The organism is Variovorax paradoxus, from assembly GCF_029919115.1.
GTDB lineage: Bacteria > Pseudomonadota > Gammaproteobacteria > Burkholderiales > Burkholderiaceae_C > Variovorax > Variovorax paradoxus_O.
This window is the reverse complement of the sequence record NZ_CP123990.1, coordinates 2,370,732-2,388,275: the sequence shown is the minus strand read 5'-3', so window position 1 is coordinate 2,388,275 and position 17,544 is coordinate 2,370,732. Positions and strand designations below refer to the sequence as shown.

Here is a 17,544-nt window from a genome sequence, read left to right as displayed (position 1 = left end):
GCCACAACGCCCACTGCGGCACCGCTCGGCGTCGGCATGTCCGGCGCGGCCCTCGATATCGTGGCCGAGCTGGAGGCGGCGTTTGCGCATGTCACGCCGGTGGCCATGCGCGGCCGCGTCAGCAAGGCCGTCGGCATGCTGATCGACGCCACCGGCATCCAGGCGCATGTGGGCGAGCTGTGCGAGCTGGTCACGCCCGGCGAGCCGCCGCTGCTTGCCGAAGTGGTCGGGTTTCGCGGCAACACCGCCATCCTCACGCCGATGGGGTCGATCACCGGCATCTCCGCGCTCACCGAGGTGGTGCCGACGGGGCGGGGCCATGTCTGCCCGGTAGGCACCGGCCTGCTGGGCCGGGTGCTCGACGCGCTGGGCCAGCCCATCGATGAGCGTGGTCCGCTTGCGGTGCATGCGCGCCTGCCCGTGCATCGCGAGCCGGTGAGCCCGCTCGCGCGGCGCATGATCGACGCGCCGCTGGCAACCGGCATTCGGGCCGTCGACATGCTGCTGACGCTGGGCGAAGGACAGCGCGTGGGCGTGTTCGCACCGCCCGGTGTGGGCAAGAGCACCTTGCTCGGCATGTTGGCACGCGGATCGACGGCCGATGTGAACGTGATTGCGCTGATCGGCGAGCGCGGGCGCGAGGTGAAGGAGTTCATCGAGCACAACCTGGGCCCTGAGGGTCTTGCCAGGACGGTGATGGTGGTGTCCACCTCCGACCGGCCGCCGATGGAGCGCATCAAGTCCGCCTATGTGGCGACCACCATTGCCGAGCACTTTCGCGACCAGGGCAAGAAGGTGCTGCTGCTGGTCGATTCGCTCACGCGCTTTGCGCGCGCGCAGCGCGAAATCGGCCTGGCAAGCGGCGAGCCGCCCACGCGGCGCAGCTACCCGCCGTCGATCTTCTCGATGCTGCCGCAGCTGCTGGAGCGCGCGGGGCAGGGCAAGGCCGGCTCCATCACCGCGGTGTATTCGGTGCTGACCGAGGGCGACGAAGAAAACGACCCCATTGCCGAAGAGGTGCGCTCCATTCTGGACGGCCACATCGTGCTGTCGCGCAAGATCGCGGCGGCCAACCGCTATCCGGCCATCGACGTGCTGGCCAGCATCAGCCGCGTCATGCCGCTCGTCACATCGCGCGAGCATGGGGCTGCGGCTGCGCACTTTCGCAGCCTGCTGGCCAAGTACCAGGAGATGGAACTGCTGGTGCAGATCGGCGAATACCGGCCGGGCAGCGACGCGCTGGCCGACGAGGCCATTCAGGCGCGGCCCGCCATGCTCGAATTTCTGTCGCAGCCGCCAGGAACCAGCCTCGCTTTCGAGCAGTCGCTGGCGGCATTGCTGCGGGGTGCAGCCAAGATGGAGCACGCCGGATGAGCATCGACTGGAAGCTCCTGGCCGACGTGCGCGAGCGCCAGAAAACCGTGGCAATGGGCGTGGTCGCGCGAGACCGCGTAGCCGCCGAGCAGAGCCAGGCGCGGCTGATGCAGGCCGAAGCCCTGCGCGAGCAGCAGCAAGAAAACAAGCTGCGCCACTGGGAGGCCACCCGCGGCGCGCTCTCCGGCGGCCAATGCAGCGTGGCGGAGTTCCGGAGCGCGGGCGCATGGAGCGGCGCACTCGATGCGCGAATTGCACAGGCCGGCGAGGCGGCGGCACAGGCCGCGCGCGCGCACTCCGAGCGGGAGCAAGTGCTGGAGCAAAGCCGCCGGCAACTGCGCGCCGCTCATGGCGAGCTTGAAAAGGCCCAGCAAATGCAGCAGCGCGCACGCATGGAGCGCATGCACCTGCGCGAACTCCGGCTCGAAGACATCAACGAAGAGACCACCGCACAGGCCTGGGCCATGCGGCGGCCCGCCTAGGCACGGAGCAGGCATTCGAATGGAAAGCTTCGAACTCGGCCACATGGAGCAGTTTTTCTCGGCAGTGGTGCTGACGCTGCCCAGGCTGTTCGCCATCTTCTCGGTGGTGCCTTTTCTCTCGGGCGGAATGATCACCGGCACCGTGCGCAACGGCATCCTGCTGATGCTCGCAATCTTCATGTCGCCGGTGGCGGGCGACGTACCGGCCGCATCGATGGCCACCTGGGTGTTCATTGCGGGTAAGGAGGCGCTCATCGGCGTGATGCTGGGCCTGGGCTTCGGCATCTTCATCTGGGCCATCCAGAGCGTGGGCGACCTGATCGACTTCCAGACCGGCTCCAGCAACGCTTCTTTCTTCGATCCCGTGGCAGGGCACGAGAACGGCGTCACCAGCGAGTTCCTGGGCTGGATGGTCATCACGCTTTTCGTTTCGGCAGGCGGCCTGCTTGCCATGCTGGGCGTGATCGTCGACTCCTACCGCATTTGGCCGGTGGGCTCGTTCTTTCCCAACCTGGGGTTGGTGCTCGAACAGTTTGCCGTTCGCCAGGGCGACACGCTGTTTCTCTGGATCGTGAAGCTGGCCTCGCCGGTCATCGTGGTGCTGCTGCTGGTGGAACTGGGCGTGGGCCTGGTGGGCCGGGTGGCGCCGCAGCTCAACGTGTTCGTCTTTGCGCAGCCGCTCAAGAGCCTGCTCGCGCATTTGATGATGCTGCTCTTCCTGTTCTTCGTGTATGAGTCGCTGCAAGACTTTCTGCGGCCCGAGAACGGGGTGCTCGACTTCTTGCGGTCCACGCTGTAGCGGGTGAAGCATGGCTGAGAAAGACCAGGACCCAACCCCCAAGCGCCTGCGCGATGCGCGCAAGCGCGGCGAGGTGGTGTTCAGCACCGACGTCGCCTCCACGGTGGTGTTCGTGGTGGTCGTGGTGGCGCTGTGGCTGGGCGGGCAGCTCATCTACAACCTGCTGCGCGAGCTGTGGCTGCATGCAACCAGCACCACCCTGCTCACGGCACCCGAAGACCGCTTTGCCGAACTGCTGCTGCATACCGGCGAAACCCTGGTGTGGGGAACGCTGCCGGTCATGGCCCTTGCCGCCCTGGCGGGCATTGTGGGCTCGCTCTTTCAGGTGGGCGGCGTGGCGGCCTGGGAGCGCCTTCGGCCGGACATGAACCGCATGAACCCGGCCGAGGGCCTTGCGCGCATTTTCTCGACGCGCAACGTGATCAACCTGCTGAAGATGTCCACCAAGACCGCGCTGCTGGCGGCGCTGCTGTTCGTGGTGGTGCGCGGCTTTCTGGATACGGCCCTCAAGCTGGGCTACGCGCGGCCCGAGGGAATCATGACGGCCTCCGCCCACATGGTGCTGGTCGCCTTTGGCTGGGCGGTGCTGATCTACGCGGTGATGGCCGCGGTCGACTACGTGCACGAGCACCACGAGTTCATGAAGCAGCAGCGGATGTCCATCGAGGAGGTCCGCCAGGAATACAAGGAGATGGAGGGCGACCCCATCAACCGCTCGCGCCGCCGCACGGCCCACTTCGAGGCGGTGTACGCAAGTCTCAACGACCGGGTGCGCGCCGCGTCGGCGGTGATCCATTCGCCGCGGGTTGCCGTCGCCCTGCAGTACCTCGGCGAAACCGACCTGCCGCGCGTCATTGCGCGCGGCGAGGGCGAGGTGGCCGCACAGATCAGGCGCTTTGCCGGCGAAGGGCTGATACCGACCGAGTTCGAGCCCGCGCTGGCCGAGCGCATCTACGACGAAGTGCCCGAAGACCAGCCGATTCCGCGCGCGCTGTATGCGCCCGTGGCCAAGTTGCTGCGTTGGGCGCAAGGCAGCGAATGACTCTTGTCGAGAAACCGACGATCGAAAGGAACCAGCCATGTTGATTGCAGATGGTGGCGGCGGCGCACGCGTGCCGGTGAACGTACCCAACCCCGTGAGCAAGGCGCAACAGCCCGCGAGTTCGGCCGAGTCCGACGCCGCGGCGCGTGCGCGGGAACTGCAGCGGCAGCTGGAAGCGCTGCTCGAAAAGCTGCGCGAGGCGCAGCGCCAGGCTGAGGAGGCCCGCAAGCGCGCCATCGAGGCGCAGCGCAAGGCGGCCGAAGCCAGGAAGCGTGCGGAGGCCATGGAGGCCCAGGCGGAAAAAACCAGGCAGCTGGCCGACGCCAACAAGGCCAAGAAGGCGCAGCAGGAAGCCAAGCTGGAAGACGCGCGGGCCAAGGACGCGACCGCGCAAGCCAACCTGAAGGACAAGGACGTCACCCTGCTGAACGCCCAGGTCGGCCAGAAGCGCGAGGAAAAGAAGAGCCCCGAGGCCAAGGCCTCCGCCGCGACCGACAAGAAGGTGCGCGACGCGCAGGCCGAGCGCAACGATGCGCAGGAGACCAGCGACTTTTCGAAGCTCTATCTCGACGCGCAAAAAAAAGAGAGCAAGGCGCAGGACGCAGAGGCCAAGGTCGAGCGGCTGACGCCCACGCCGGGCCGCCCCTCGTACACCATTACCGAGAAGGAAACCAAGGCGCTCGGCGACGCCGAGAAAGAGGCCAAGACGCTGCGCGGCGAGGCCGATGCCGCAACGAAGAAGTTCGCCAGCCAGATCGGCGAAGAAGCCAATACCGAGTTCTGGGGGCCGCCGGCGCCTGACGCCAAGGCCGGGCCGCCCGCAAAGGCCAACGACGATCCGTTGCAGACGCCGCTCACGCAGTTGCTGCAGGTTACGCCCAAGCCCACTGGCAATCCGGCTGCGAACAACGGCTTGCTGTTCACCCCGACGCTGACTTCCGGCACCACCGGCACCACCGGCACCAGCGGCACCAGCGGCACCAGCGCAACCTCGCCGTTCATCACCTATCTCAAGGCGCCCGAGCCGGCTGTCACGCCGCAGGTGAAAAAAACGCTCACGGACATTGCCGACGGAAAGAGCGTGGAGCAGATCGCAAGCGACCGCAAGATGCGCGTCGACCAGGTGCTGTCGGAGGCCAACGCGGCGGGCGTCAAGATCACCACTGCCGCGCCGAAAGACGGCGTGCAGGCAACCACCATCCAGCGCGGCGATGGCTCGCTGACGTACAGCCGCAACGACAAGCAGGACACCCTTTCGGTCAAGGGCAACATTGCCGACCCGAAGGCGCCCGGCGGCCAGAAGGCCATCGACGCGACGGAAGACGCCAAGGGGCGCTACAGCCAGGCCACCAAGGACGCCAAGACCGGCGCCACGACCACCATCACCATCGACAGCAGCGCCGGCACGCGCACCGTGAGCGTGGTCGACAAGCACGGCAAGCGCACCGACACCACCACCTCGCTGACCGGCGCGCAGGTCACGCGACCCGTGGGCGACTACGAAGGCTACCTGGAGGTGGCCAAGGCTGCGGACCTGACGCCGGAACAGTTGCTGGCGCTGAACCCCGACGTGGACTACGGCAAGGCGCTCAAGCCCGGCCAGGAACTGGTTGTGGCCGGCGTGCCCACCACGGTCAAGACATTCAACAAGGACGGCTCCACGCTGGAGAAGACAACCGCGAGCGACGGCACGCTGCAAGTGGTGGCCACGAGCGCAAGCGGACGGCGTACGGTGCTCATGGGCGAGCCCGACGCGAAGAACGGCCCGGGCGAGGAAGCTCGGAAGTCGATCTTCGACGACAAGAAGTCCGTGGCCGAAACCGCCAAGGCGTTGGGCATGACGGAAGACGAAGTGCTTGCGGCGCTGCCCGAAGGCACGGTCGATGTAAGCAAGCCCAGCGCCGACAACGGCCACGTCGAGACCCGCACGATCTACGATCCCGCCACCAACCGCCTGGTGGTGGAGAGGAACGACTGGAACCACGGCGGTGGCAGCCGCGAGGACATCGACGACAAGACCAAGTACACGGTCACGCAGAAGGATCCGAAGACAGGCAAGTCCGAGCGCGTCGAGGTCAGCGGCGGCCTTGGCTACCTGCAGCACCAGGCCGAGGACAAGGCCAAATACGCCGACAGCTATGGCCAGCAGATCAGCGATCTGGACAAGACGATCCGTCTCTACAAGCGCATGGGCGAACCGGTGACCGAGCTGGTCGAGCAGCGCAAGCTCTTGGTGTCGCAGCAGACCGATGCACGCGGCGACGCCACGATTGCCAACACCAAGGCCACTGCAGCGCTCACCAAGCAGCAGCAGGTAACGGTCGACGAGCAGGCCCGCGTGGCCTATCAGAATCTTGCGTACGCGCGGCCCGGCAGCAAGGACCAGGCCACGGCTGCCAAGGCGCTGGACGACCGGCTCGAACTGCTCGACCATGTCGACCGGCTCGTCGACGTGGCCGACAAGGACGTGGACCTGGCCAAGGCTGGCGTTGATCAGGTGAAGAAGCAGGACGCCAAGGAGCAGGCCGATGCAGACCTGCAGACCGAGTTCCAGGCCTGGAAGCGCACGTGGCTCTGGAACGGGCTCGACGAAAAGGAAATCCAGAAGCGCGAGGCCCAGGGCGCCACTCCTCCGGGACCGATGTACCGCAACTCCGAGGAAGAAGACAAAGCCGCATGGAAGGCCTTCGTCCAGCAGCAGGAGATGATGGACGAGCATGGCGACAAATACCTTACCGATGCGGGGCGGCCCGCGCGCAATGCCTGGCTCAACCGCAACCAGGCCAGCGACGCGGCGCTGGATTCCGCCATTCGCTACGACCAGGCCTCCCTTGCGAGCGGTACGGCCAATACCCACCTGACCAAGGGCGAGTTCGACCGGCTGCAGCAGAAGAAAGACGCGTGGACCGACGCCAATCCGGCGGTCATGCCGGAGAAGTTCAAGGACCAGGAGAAGCTCGACACGCTGGCAAAGAACGTCGCCGACGGCGAGATTGGCAACCTCGAGGTCGGCGAGCACAAGAAGCACACCGAGTACCTGAAGACGGTCTCCGCGCCCGACCGCGCCGACCCCGAGGAACTCAAGAAGGCCGAGGACAAATACACCGAGGACAACCAGGAAGCCACCACCAGGCTCAACGGCCAGATCAAGGACATTTCGGAGCGGCCCCTGCGCGAGAAGACGCGCTCGGTGGACGACTACATCACCCAGTGGGGCAAGACCAATCCCGAGATCCAGAAAGAGCTGGACGCGCTGGGCAAAGACCAGGACCAGCGCAGCCTGCGCGCGGCCGAATATCGCAGCGGGCAGATCCACAAGCTCCTGTCCGCGTCCGACGAGGGCAAGGAGCTGCAGGCGGCGATCAACCTGGGCTATTCGCTCACGGATCAGTGGCTGAAGATCGGCGACAAGGACGACGACCGCCTCAAGAAGGACCTCGAGGGCATCGAGAAGGGCATCGAAGGGCACACCTGGGTGCGCGACGTCTGGGGCAACATGGCCGGCGACTCCGCCGAAGACGCCAAGAACTACACGGAGAAGCAGCGCGACGGGCTGCGCGACCTGCGCGACGACCTTCGTGCGGGACGGATCTCGGCCTCGGAGTACGCGAGCCGCGAGAACGAGTTCATGGACGCCTACGACGTCGAGTCCGACAAGATGGCCGACCGGGTGCGCGACAGTGACGGCACCTGGAGCGTGGTCGACGACGCGGTGCGCATGACGGTCACGGCGGCCGCGGGTATTGCCGCCACCATCGCTTCTGGCGGCAACGTGGCCGTGGGTTTTGGCACGGCAATGGCCGTGAGCGCACTGTGGGACACCACGGGCGACGTGGTCGCCGCCGCGCAGGGGCGCGACATCTACGCCGACGGCCACACCTCGCTGTGGACGCTCGAGGCCAAGGCACTCACCGGCAACGCAAGCTGGGACGACGTCAAGTTCACGCTGAAGGACGAGCTCGTCGATGCGGCCACCAACGCTGTTACCGCCACCGGCGTGGGCGCGGGCATCAAGACCAGCGCCGCCGTGAGCGCCAAGCTGCTGGCCAACGGAACGATGGTCGGCAGCAAGGGCGCGCTCAACCTTGGCGGGCGCGCGCTGGTGGGCGCGCGCGCGGGCATCACCTCGCAGGCCGTCGACGGTACCGGCCGCGTGGCGGTTGAAATAGGCCGTGTCGGGCTCGACGGCAAGCTCGGCACCGAAGAGGGCAACAGGCGCATCGGCGCAACCTTCGTCAGTTCGGCTGCGGGCCTGGTTACCGCGCCGGTCACGGGCGGCGTGTCGGGCGCAATCCCGTTGTGGAAGGCGGTGTCGCCCGCCGCGCAGGCGCAGGCGCAGGCCAGCGGCGTGGCGGCCAAGCAGCAGCTGACCTACGCCGGGCTTGGTGCGCAGTTCCTGAATGACGGCGCGGCGGGCCTGGGCACCGGCGACCTCATCTCGCTGGCCAACGAGGGCCGGCACATGAACCGCGGCGAGTTCATCGCCGCCTCGCTGCAGGTGATTCCGGGTACGCTCAACAACGTGGCGCTGCACCCGGCCATGGCTGCGCGTGCGCGCAGCCAGGCCGAGGCCGCGCAGGCTGCAGCCCCGGCCCGCGCCCTGCACGACGAGCTGGTGGTGACCGAGCTCACGATGCCGCACCTGGCGAATGAAGACAGCCTTTTGCCCGCGCAGGTGTCCGAAGCAATGGCGCCGGGCGGCCGCGTCGAGCTGCATGTTGCCGCCGATCGCCCGGACGGGCCGATGCCGCGCAACGGCGAAGCTGCGGACATCGATCCCGAGCAGGCAGCTGCGATCCACGAGCGGCTGCGCAGCGCCGGCTTCGACCAGATCCGCATCGAGCACAACCCCGATGCCGAAGCCGGCGCGCCCGGCTTCATCGTGCATGCCGTCAAGGAAGGCGGCGAGATCTCGACCGACGGCGTGGTACCGCTGCTCTCGCGCGCGGTGCCGACCGAATCCGAGGGGCAGGACGCGTCCAACGCGGCCGATGCCCCGGATGCCCCTGACGCCCCCGACTCTGCGAACAACGGCGTCGACGGGCCGAACAACAACAACGCCAACAACAACGACAGTTCCAACTACGCGCTGCCTCCGCCCGGCAGCAGCCTGCACACGGTGAACTGGGCCGGCACGCTCAAGTCCATCCTGCAATCGGGTGGCACGCTGCGCAACACCGCGTTCTACCTGCACGCCACGCCCTACGACGAGAACACCGGCCTCGCGCTCAACGCCGGCGAGCATGGCCTGCCCCGCGCGGTGGACGGCGAGACGCCTGCAGGGCGCAACGCCGCGTATGCCGGCGCCGACAGCCCCGAGGCTCTGGCCGCCCTGCCGCCTGCGCGCTACACCACGCTCAAGGACGCGTTGGACGCCGCGCAGGCGGGCACCGGCGACCGCGGCCACGACAACATCGCCATCGTCTACGAGCCCAAGCTCGGCGCGGATGGCCAGGTGCCGCCAGAGGCGGTGCTGGCCACGGTTCACATCGACAAGCCTGGCAACGCGCCGGCGACGCTGCGCGACGTGAGCCCGAATCCGCACAGCAACATCGCCGAGACAGTGGCGCTGCGGGTGAGCTATCCGGTGGTGCAAGCCGCCACGCGGGCGGCCTCGGGCCTCATCCTGCCGGGCAGCGCCGCGCGGGACAACTTCTTGCATGTGCCGGACGACGCCACCGTCTACTACATGGACAAGTCGAAGCGCGTCACGCAGATTTCTGTCAATGACCCGCGCGTGGCGCAGGCGCTCGAACGTGCGCACCGCTCGCGCGCCGAGTTGTTGCGGCTGCCGAGCCGGGAGCAGGGCCTTGGCCTCGACGCCGTGCAGGCCTGGCGCGAGCAGGCGGGCATGAAGCCGGTCGACCTGCGCGTGCTGAACCCGGATGAGATGCCGGGCATGGAAGGGCGCTATTTCCAGAGCGAGGGCGTGGCCCTTGTCGCGCGCAACCCGGCCCTGGAACGCGAGGCGGGTGCGCGGCCGGTGCAGCGCCGCGTTGCGCACGAGAGCGGACATGGCCACGAGGGAAAGCGCGAGGTCTTCGTGCTGCGCGACGCGCAGGACAGCGACACATTGCGGCCAACCTTCGACATCCAACCAGTGAGCGGCCTGCTGCGCTTCGACCCCGATTCCGGCCGCTACTCTGGCCGCGCGATCGAGGAGGGCGATGCCGAACGGATGGCGCAGCAGTTCGACGAGGCGACCTACGGGCCGAAGTCCGTCGACGACAGCTACACAGGCCAGCTCTCCCGCTACCAGAGACCGGGCGTCGACAGTGCCGACCACGGCGCATTCACCGCCGTGACGCTCGATGCGATGCTGCGCATGAACCCCGGGCTCGAGGCCTTGATGGAGCGCGCGCGCTTTTCCAATGCCGCGCACCAGGAACTGCAGCAGGTTCTCGGCCGCAAGTTCGACGCTTTCTATGCGGGCGCTGAGGATTTGTCGTCACCCGCACACCAGCAATGGGCCAGCGACCTGTACAACGCCGTGCAGCGCGGCGGCCCGATACCCATGCGCCCCGCCGAGGGCGCGGCGCCTCCGGACGCGCAGGGCCCGGTGGTGCTGAACAGCCGCCCCGTGCAGCGCGCCGCCGGTGCCGACTACGACGGCCTTCCGCTCAAGCCTTCGGCCTTTGGCACCGACGGCGACTGGATGGCTGCCGCGCCGCACCTGGAGGACACCATCGCGCAGCAGCACGCGGCCGGCCAGCCCGGCAAGCTGCCGGCCGGCATGATCCTCTCCGACTCCGACAAGGCCGTGACGCAGGCGCTCATGAAGAACCCGGCTCCCGGCTCGCAGGAGTGCTTCGTGGTGTCGAACCGCCCGCCGAGCAAGGGCATCTTCGGCGGGGATGACGTGCGTGCCAAGCGCAAGGAGGTCTTCGACAGCATCGAGAAGGTGCAGCAAGCGGTCTCCAAGCGCGGCGGCGGCGCGTGGGTCTACCGCGTTGCGCCCGAGGGCGGCGTCGGCGAGATGACTCGCGCGGGCAAGGCGCGCTCGCACAACATCGTCGGCGCTTTCTATGTGGACAAGGACAAGAGCGTCTTCCCCGTCGGCATTGCCAACCCGCAGTTCGACCGCTGGGATCTCACGGCCGCAGCGCCGGCCGGCCACCCGCACGTCTACAACGCCGCGCTCACGATGCCGGTCGGCCGTCCGGCCGAAGGCATCTTCCGCCAAGGCGGCATCGAGGAGGGCGCCGATGCGGCGACGGCGGCCATCGACCGTGCGGTGGCCGAGGGCCGTGCGCCGCGCGTGATGATTGCCGCCGGCTACACGATAGAGAACGGCCGCGCCGAGACCAGCGGCCCCGGCGGGGCGGCAGTGGCCGGCAAGGCGGCGCGCCTGTACTCGGGCCAGATGCACGGCGTGGATGCGCAGGTTACCTATGTGGCCGCGGGCCGCCGGCAGCGCAAGGTGCTCGAGGCCGCGCTTGCGGCGCTTGGCGAGCGCAAGGGCGAGCACTACGAGATCGTGAGCTTCAACGCGCGCGGCAAGTTTGCCGAGTGGCGCTCCAACGGCCTGCTCAGGCGCCACCAGCCCGACCTGCTGATGGGCTTCGACGTGCCCGGCCGCACCGAGAAGGGCGAATACCACAACAGCCACGGCCAGGCGATCGGCTATCACACCGCCGCGCGCGACCAGCTCTTCATCGATGCCACGCGCAACGACCGCATCACCACCGTGGCCGGCTTCGACCTTGGCAACGAGGTCGGCGGTGGCCATCCCGATGTGCACACGCGCGTGCAGCCCGCGCCGAACGGCACCCCCATCGCCTCCATCGTCACGGCCGACGTGGCGATGACGGGCGGGCGCACCAACTGGGTCGGCTATGCCTTCGGCACCGAGGTGCTGCGGCGCGCCGGCGCCTTGAGCGCCGTGCCGGACGAGCGCGCCATCCGCGGCATGGTCATGGACATGATGAAGGCCGGCGGCGTGGACAGCGAAACCCGCAGCCGCGTGCCGTTTTCGACCGATTCGCGCGGACGGACCTCGGGCGTGGGCGGCATGTCGCCCGACGTCGAGGCCGCCGTGGCCGCAATGCTGCGCATACGGGCCGAGAAGATCCAGATGGCACCGGCCATCGACCTGCGGGGCGTGCGGCTGCGGCTGGGCGTGTTCGATTCGGGCTCGGGCGGCATCATTGCCGCGGCCGAGATCAAGCGCGTGGTCGAAGAAACCACGGGCGCGCGCGTCGACCTGGTGATGGTGGGCGACCATGGGGCGGGCACCTACGGCGGCAAGCCGAAAGACTCGATTGCCGACCACACGCTGCTCGGGCTGCAGACGCTCGACAAGCTCGGTGTCGACCTGATCGTGATGGCCTGCAACACGGCTTGCACGTCGGGCAAGGGCGCCTACGCGCTCGACATCAAGGCGCCGGTGATCGACCTGATCGACAGCACGCGCGCGTTCCACGAGGGGCTGGTGAAAAAGGGCGAACGCGTCGTTGCCTTTTCCACCCAGAAGACGGCCGAGCTTCCGCTGCTGTCGGACCCGAGCGTGGAAGGCGTCTACACGGACAGGAACGTGCTGCCGGTGGGCGGCACCGACGACAACGGCAACCTTGACGTGGCCTCGCTGGTGAACCGGTTCATGGCCGACCCGATGAACAGGGAGATGCAGGGGCTGATGCAGGAGGCTGCCAACCACTACGTGCGCAAGATCCTCAAGGCCGACCCCGAGGTGACCACCATTTCGTGGTGCTGCACGCACTATCCCGAAATGGAGCCGTTCTTCACCAAGGCGCTTGCCGACCCGGCGATCCGGCCCCAGGAGAATGCCAGGACCATCAAGATGGTCAACCCCATGAGCAACCAGGCGCTGGAAGCCATCAAGGTGGCGCAGAACCTGCCGCCGGGTACGGGCACCGGCCCCAGCCGCGCCATCGGCATTACCACAGCGGTGGAAGACAAGACGACATCGACCAGGCCGCCCGAGCAGAAGCAGGTCGACCAGAAGGACGTGCTCGATACGCTGCGCATCGCACTCCAGCGCGACGACGTGACGCTGGTGCCGCTGAAGGAACTGGGGGCAGATGTCGATGTCGAACAGGCCCAGCGCCTGCTCGACCAGGACGAGGCCGGCGATCCCATCGATGCGCTGCAGGCCTTCGATCCCTCGGGCCGGGGCTTCCCCATTCACGTGCCGGGCGGCGCGTATGCGGCGGCAAAGATGCTCGGCGATGCCGGCAAGGTGGCGGTGGTGGCGGGCTTTCCGATTCGCACCGCGGCCGGCCGCGTGGCGCCCGAGTCGGACAGCACCAAGGGAGCCGCGGTGCTGGCCGCCGGGCTGGCCAAGCTCGGCAAGGACACGGTCTGCATCACCATTCCGGCCAACGTCAAGCCGCTGAAGGCTGCGCTTGCGGTGCTGGGGCGGGAAGACATCGACGTGCGGCCCTTCGGCCTGAAGATCGGCCCGCACGCCGAAGGCGAAGCCCTGCGGATGCTGGAGCGCCTCAACCCCGACGCGATCATCAGCGTAGAGGCGCCCGGGCGCGATGCCAAGGGCCAGTACTGGAGCTCCACCGGCGAGCGCGTGACCGGCCACGTGGCTGCGCTCGATGAATTCTTCTATGCGGCGCGGACGATCAACGAGGGCCGCACCGGCGCCGCGAAGATCAAGCAGCTCGCGATTCTCGACGTGGGCAACGAGGTCGGCGGCGGCAATGTCGACAAGCGCGTGCGCCGCGCACCGGATGGCCAGCGCATTGCATCCGAAGTCACGGTAGACCAGCTCGTGACGGCGGGCGTCGGCAGCTGGGGCGCCGATGCGACCCTGGCCGCGCTCGAGGTGCACCACAACCGCAGCGACCTGCTGCCCTCGGCCGACGAGGTGCGGCGCGTGATGCGCGCCATTGCGCGCGAAGGCGGCGTGGACAGCCAGTCGCGCACCGGCGTCGACCATGCCGCCGGCTACGACTCGACAGTGCACGTGGGCGTGGCCGAGCTGTATCGCCAGGCGGCGCTGGAGGTCAAGGCCGACGGCGGTCCGAACAACCGTCCGAACAGCGACGGCCCGGACGCCGGCGGGGCGGTGCCACCCAAGGGCGGCGCGCCGAAGCCCGGCGGCCCGCGGCCGGCCGAGCCGATGAGCGCCGCCTTCCGCGGCGACGAATGGCCCGCCGTGCACGCCAGGCTCACCAGCGGCGGCTTCGGCAACGAGAACATCTACGTCTACCGCGTGAAGGGCCAGCCCGGCCTGTACGCCGATGCGGCTCAGGCGGTCGACCTCACGGCGCAGCAGATCAGCGGCGCCGGCCGCGTGGCGCAGGGCACGAGCACGGTGCGCTGGTACGGCAACAGCACGCCGGGCCGCGGCGTGGGCGGGCTGATGCCGCGGCGCGAGATGGGCGCCAAGTTCGGCTTGGAGCCCAAGGGCGACAAGGAGACGGTCTACCGCATCAAGAACCGCGAGACGGCCGACATCACCTTCCAGACCGAGAAGCCCACGGCCGAGCAGCGCGCCGATCCCAACCTGCTGATCCGCTCGCGCAAGGTGCGCCCGCCGCGCGAGGCCACGCCGCAGCCGGTGGATGACTGGTTCATCGTTTCGAACCAGTCGCCCACGCGCGCCGGTGCAGCCAACGGTTTGCGCAACGTGACCCGCGGCAACGACGATTTCAAGCTCGGCGTGGTGGAGAAGACGCCCGGCCCCGCCACAGGCTGGAGCACCGGCAAGGTCATCAAGCGGCAGATCACGCTCGGGCTGGTGGCGGCGGTGGGTATCAGCGGGCTGAACCTGGTGAGCCCGATCGACACCGGCCACGACGTGCCCAGCGGCGTGGTCGGGTTGCCGCGCAACCCCATTGCGTCGGCCACGCAGCATACGAACGATGCGCCCGGCTTCCGCGCCACACCGGAGGCGTTCTCCGTGCCGGCCGAAGTCACGCTTGGCATGGCATGGCACCAGCAGGGCCAGGCCGACCAGTTGGCGCGGCAGCCCGGGGCCGACCCGGCCTCGGTAAAGGCACTGCAGGCCACGGCCGACGACCGCTGGGGCGCGTTCTCGGCGGAGATGCTCAAGACCATCCGCAACGACGTGCAGCAGGGCGCCAACCCGGTGGCCGCGGCCAACCGGCAACGCGCGCAGCTGCTTTCCATGGGCCGGCTCGACCTGCACAGCGACATTGCGGTTCGCAACGCCCTGCGCGACTCCGGGCTGCTCAAGGGCACCACCGCCGACGTCCAGGAACAGATGGACTACGCCAGGCTGGTGGCCGATCACCCCGCGTTCGTCAACGACAAGAGCCGCGAGCTCGCGCGCACCGATCCGGCCGCCTTTGCCACGGCCACCCTCATCGCGATCGGGCCTGATGGTGCGCCATTCAGCACCGCGGTGAAGAACAACGCCGCCATGCTGGGCCGCCTGCATTCCGAGGCCGTGGTGAAGGAGCGGCTGGCTGAAGGCGACGTGGCCGGCGCAGCAAAGGAGGCCCGCCTGCGGCTCGACGTGAGCGCCACGCCGGCCGAGCGCGACAAGGCCGCGGCGGCGCTGCTGCCGCTCTTCGCGCCGGAGCGCACGCGAGCGCTCGACAAGCTGGCCGGCATGCAGATGCAGGACGTGGGCGACTACCTTGCGCAGTACCGCGACGCGCCGCCCGAAATTGCGCAGCCCATGGCGCACGGCGCTCTCGAACTGCTGCAGAAAAACCTGCCGCGGCCGAGCGATGACCTGTCGAGCATGTCGCAGTTCGACCACCTGGTCGAAGGCCTGTCGATCCTGGCCGAGGCGGCCGACGCGCGCACGCCCACCTCGGCGTTCTCCGAAAAATTTGCGGCCGAGCTGATGAAGGACCGTTTCGTCGACCGGCCGGAGTTCGTTCTGACACTGCAGCGCGGTGTGGAGGGCGCAGTAGTGCAGGGCAGCGCAAAGCTGCCGGTCGAGCTGGCGAACGCGCTGCAGAAGCAGGGCCGCGGCGACATGCGAGACAGCGTGATCGCCGGCATTGACAAAGGCTTGCAGGCGCAGAACAAGCACTTGGGCGAGGCCGTCGGCAACCTGCGCGGCACTGCCGGCTACAACGCCGTTGGTGCCTCGATGGCCTTCTACGTGGCGAACTTCTCCGACGGCACGCCGCAGGGCGTTGCCAACGCCATTGCGCAGTACCGGCGCGTGAACCCGCAGGTGGCGGGCAAGATCGACGATGCGACACGCGTGATCGGCGACTGGGGCAGCACGCTGCACCAGACCCAGGAGAGCCTCAATGGCCTGCGCGTCGGTGCCAAGGGCAGTGAAGCCGAGCAGGGCCTGGAGGGCACGGTGATGAAGGTGTACGACAGCGAGGACGTGAAGCTGGCCATCAGCCAGAGCCCGCAGGTGCGCCAGGAACTGCTGAGCCGCGCGACGCAGGGCGTGCCCGACCCGCGCACCATGACCGAGTACCTGATCAACCCGGTGATGTTCGTGACGCGCCACGTCTCGGGCACCACCCGCATGGTGTGGTCGATGCTTGCCGACGCGCAGTTCAACGGCATGGTGAACGAGCCCGCGCGCTTTACCGCGCGCTGGGATGCCTTCAAGCTGAAGACGGAACGCATGGCCAACGTGCTCGGCCTGAACGCGGGCGAGGTGCGACAGGGCACCGCGCTGGTGGACAAGTACATGGAGGCGGTCACGAAGGTGGACCCGGGCTTGTCCGATGCGGCGCGCATCAACGCATATGCGCGCCTGGGCGGCGAGCTCGACGGCGAGCTGCAGAAGCTGCTGGGTGTGGAGGCGAAGACCATCAACAACGTCACCAACGCCAACACCGCCTTCGGGCAGGCGCTGCGCTGGGTGGCCAACGCGGGCTTTGTCACGCACAACGTGAGCACCGAGATAACCAACTTCCGCCCGATGGCCGACGGGGTGCAGGACTACGCGCACTGGTACCACCGCATCTACGCGCCGACGCAGGCCTTCTTCATGGCCAAGCCCTACACCACGCTGATGGCCGAGCGCTCGCTCGCGGGCAACCGCGTGATCGACGGCGCGGCAGCGGACATCGAGGGCAAGATGGCCTGGAAGTACGTCTTCGGCCTGGGCACGGCCGGCGTGGGTGCGGCCGACCTGTCGCTGGCCTTCGGCCAGAAGGACACGGTGCCGGCCTGGGTGACGTACACCAACGTGGGCATGGGCGTGGGCGGATTGGTGGACGGTGGTGTGGGCCTGGTGAACGTCACGGGCAAGGCGCTGGCGCGTGCGGGTGCGGTCGAGCTGGGCGCGCTGCTGGCCATTCCGGCCGAGGCGGCGACCATCGGCGGACTGGCGGTGGCCGTGTTCACCGGCATCAAGCAGTTCTACAACATTGCCCACCACTACGACCAGGTCGACGCGCGCGAGATGCAGCGCGACACGGCGCTGCGCGACGTGCTGAAGGACAGGGGCTTCTCCGACGAACAGACCCGCGCCATGCTCGATTGCACGCACGAGGGCGTGTCTCCGATGGTGGCCTGGAACGCCCTGATGAAGTCCGAAGGCAAGACGGTGGACGAGGGCATGCAGCTGCTGCGCGATCGGCTGGCCAAGGACGGCCCCAACGGCATACCCGCCACCGAGTGGACCCGGGTCATGCACGGGCTTACCGACCGCAAGATGAACGACAACGACGGCAGCTTTCCGGCGAACGATCCCAACTCGGCCGAGGCCGGGCAGATCGTGGTCCGGCAGGTGCCCACGCGCGGCGGCACGGCAACTTCGAAATCGACTGTGATGCCGCAGAGCATCGAGGGCCTGGAGAACTACGCGCGCGAAACCTGGAACCTGCGGTTGTGATGACTGTGTGAGCGGAAAGTATGAGAGCCGAAGGCATGTGAGCCGAAAGACGTAGCACTGCGCCATGCCCCTGCTCCATTGCGGGGCG

General features: G+C 68.1%; 5 protein-coding genes. All 5 read left to right on the top strand.

From position 1 onward, the window contains the following. The first annotated feature begins 36 nt into the window (after window positions 1–36). From QHG62_RS11575 to QHG62_RS11555, 5 genes are read left to right on the top strand one after another with little or no spacing between them, the layout of a single operon-like run. Window positions 37–1,374, top strand: a complete 1,338-nt coding sequence (locus QHG62_RS11575) for a FliI/YscN family ATPase (RefSeq protein ID WP_281151593.1) — start codon at window positions 37–39, stop codon at window positions 1,372–1,374. Then, window positions 1,371–1,856: a serine kinase gene (locus QHG62_RS11570; RefSeq protein WP_281150986.1), complete on the top strand. Its 486-nt coding sequence runs from the start codon at window positions 1,371–1,373 to the stop codon at window positions 1,854–1,856. The genes QHG62_RS11575 and QHG62_RS11570 overlap by 4 nt, the downstream gene beginning before the upstream one ends. A gap of 19 nt (window positions 1,857–1,875) precedes the next feature. Further along, a complete protein-coding gene (gene sctT, locus QHG62_RS11565) occupies window positions 1,876–2,655 on the top strand; it encodes a type III secretion system export apparatus subunit SctT (protein ID WP_281150985.1) in 780 nt (259 codons plus the stop codon). Between the two features lie 10 nt (window positions 2,656–2,665). Beyond that, on the top strand, window positions 2,666–3,697 hold the full coding sequence (locus tag QHG62_RS11560) for an EscU/YscU/HrcU family type III secretion system export apparatus switch protein (RefSeq protein ID WP_281150984.1): 1,032 nt from the start codon (window positions 2,666–2,668) through the stop codon (window positions 3,695–3,697). Between the two features lie 37 nt (window positions 3,698–3,734). Next, window positions 3,735–17,456 (top strand): glutamate cyclase domain-containing protein, encoded by a 13,722-nt coding sequence (locus tag QHG62_RS11555; protein WP_281150983.1) that lies wholly within the window; start codon window positions 3,735–3,737, stop codon window positions 17,454–17,456. The last annotated feature ends 88 nt before the right edge of the window (window positions 17,457–17,544 follow it).

Coding starts and splice junctions, on each gene's coding strand:
- QHG62_RS11560 (WP_281150984.1), top strand. CDS start 2,666: ATGGCTGAGAAAGACCAGGACCCAACCCCCAAGCGCCTGCGCGATGCG.
- sctT (WP_281150985.1), top strand. CDS start 1,876: ATGGAAAGCTTCGAACTCGGCCACATGGAGCAGTTTTTCTCGGCAGTG.
- QHG62_RS11575 (WP_281151593.1), top strand. CDS start 37: ATGTCCGGCGCGGCCCTCGATATCGTGGCCGAGCTGGAGGCGGCGTTT.
- QHG62_RS11555 (WP_281150983.1), top strand. CDS start 3,735: ATGTTGATTGCAGATGGTGGCGGCGGCGCACGCGTGCCGGTGAACGTA.
- QHG62_RS11570 (WP_281150986.1), top strand. CDS start 1,371: ATGAGCATCGACTGGAAGCTCCTGGCCGACGTGCGCGAGCGCCAGAAA.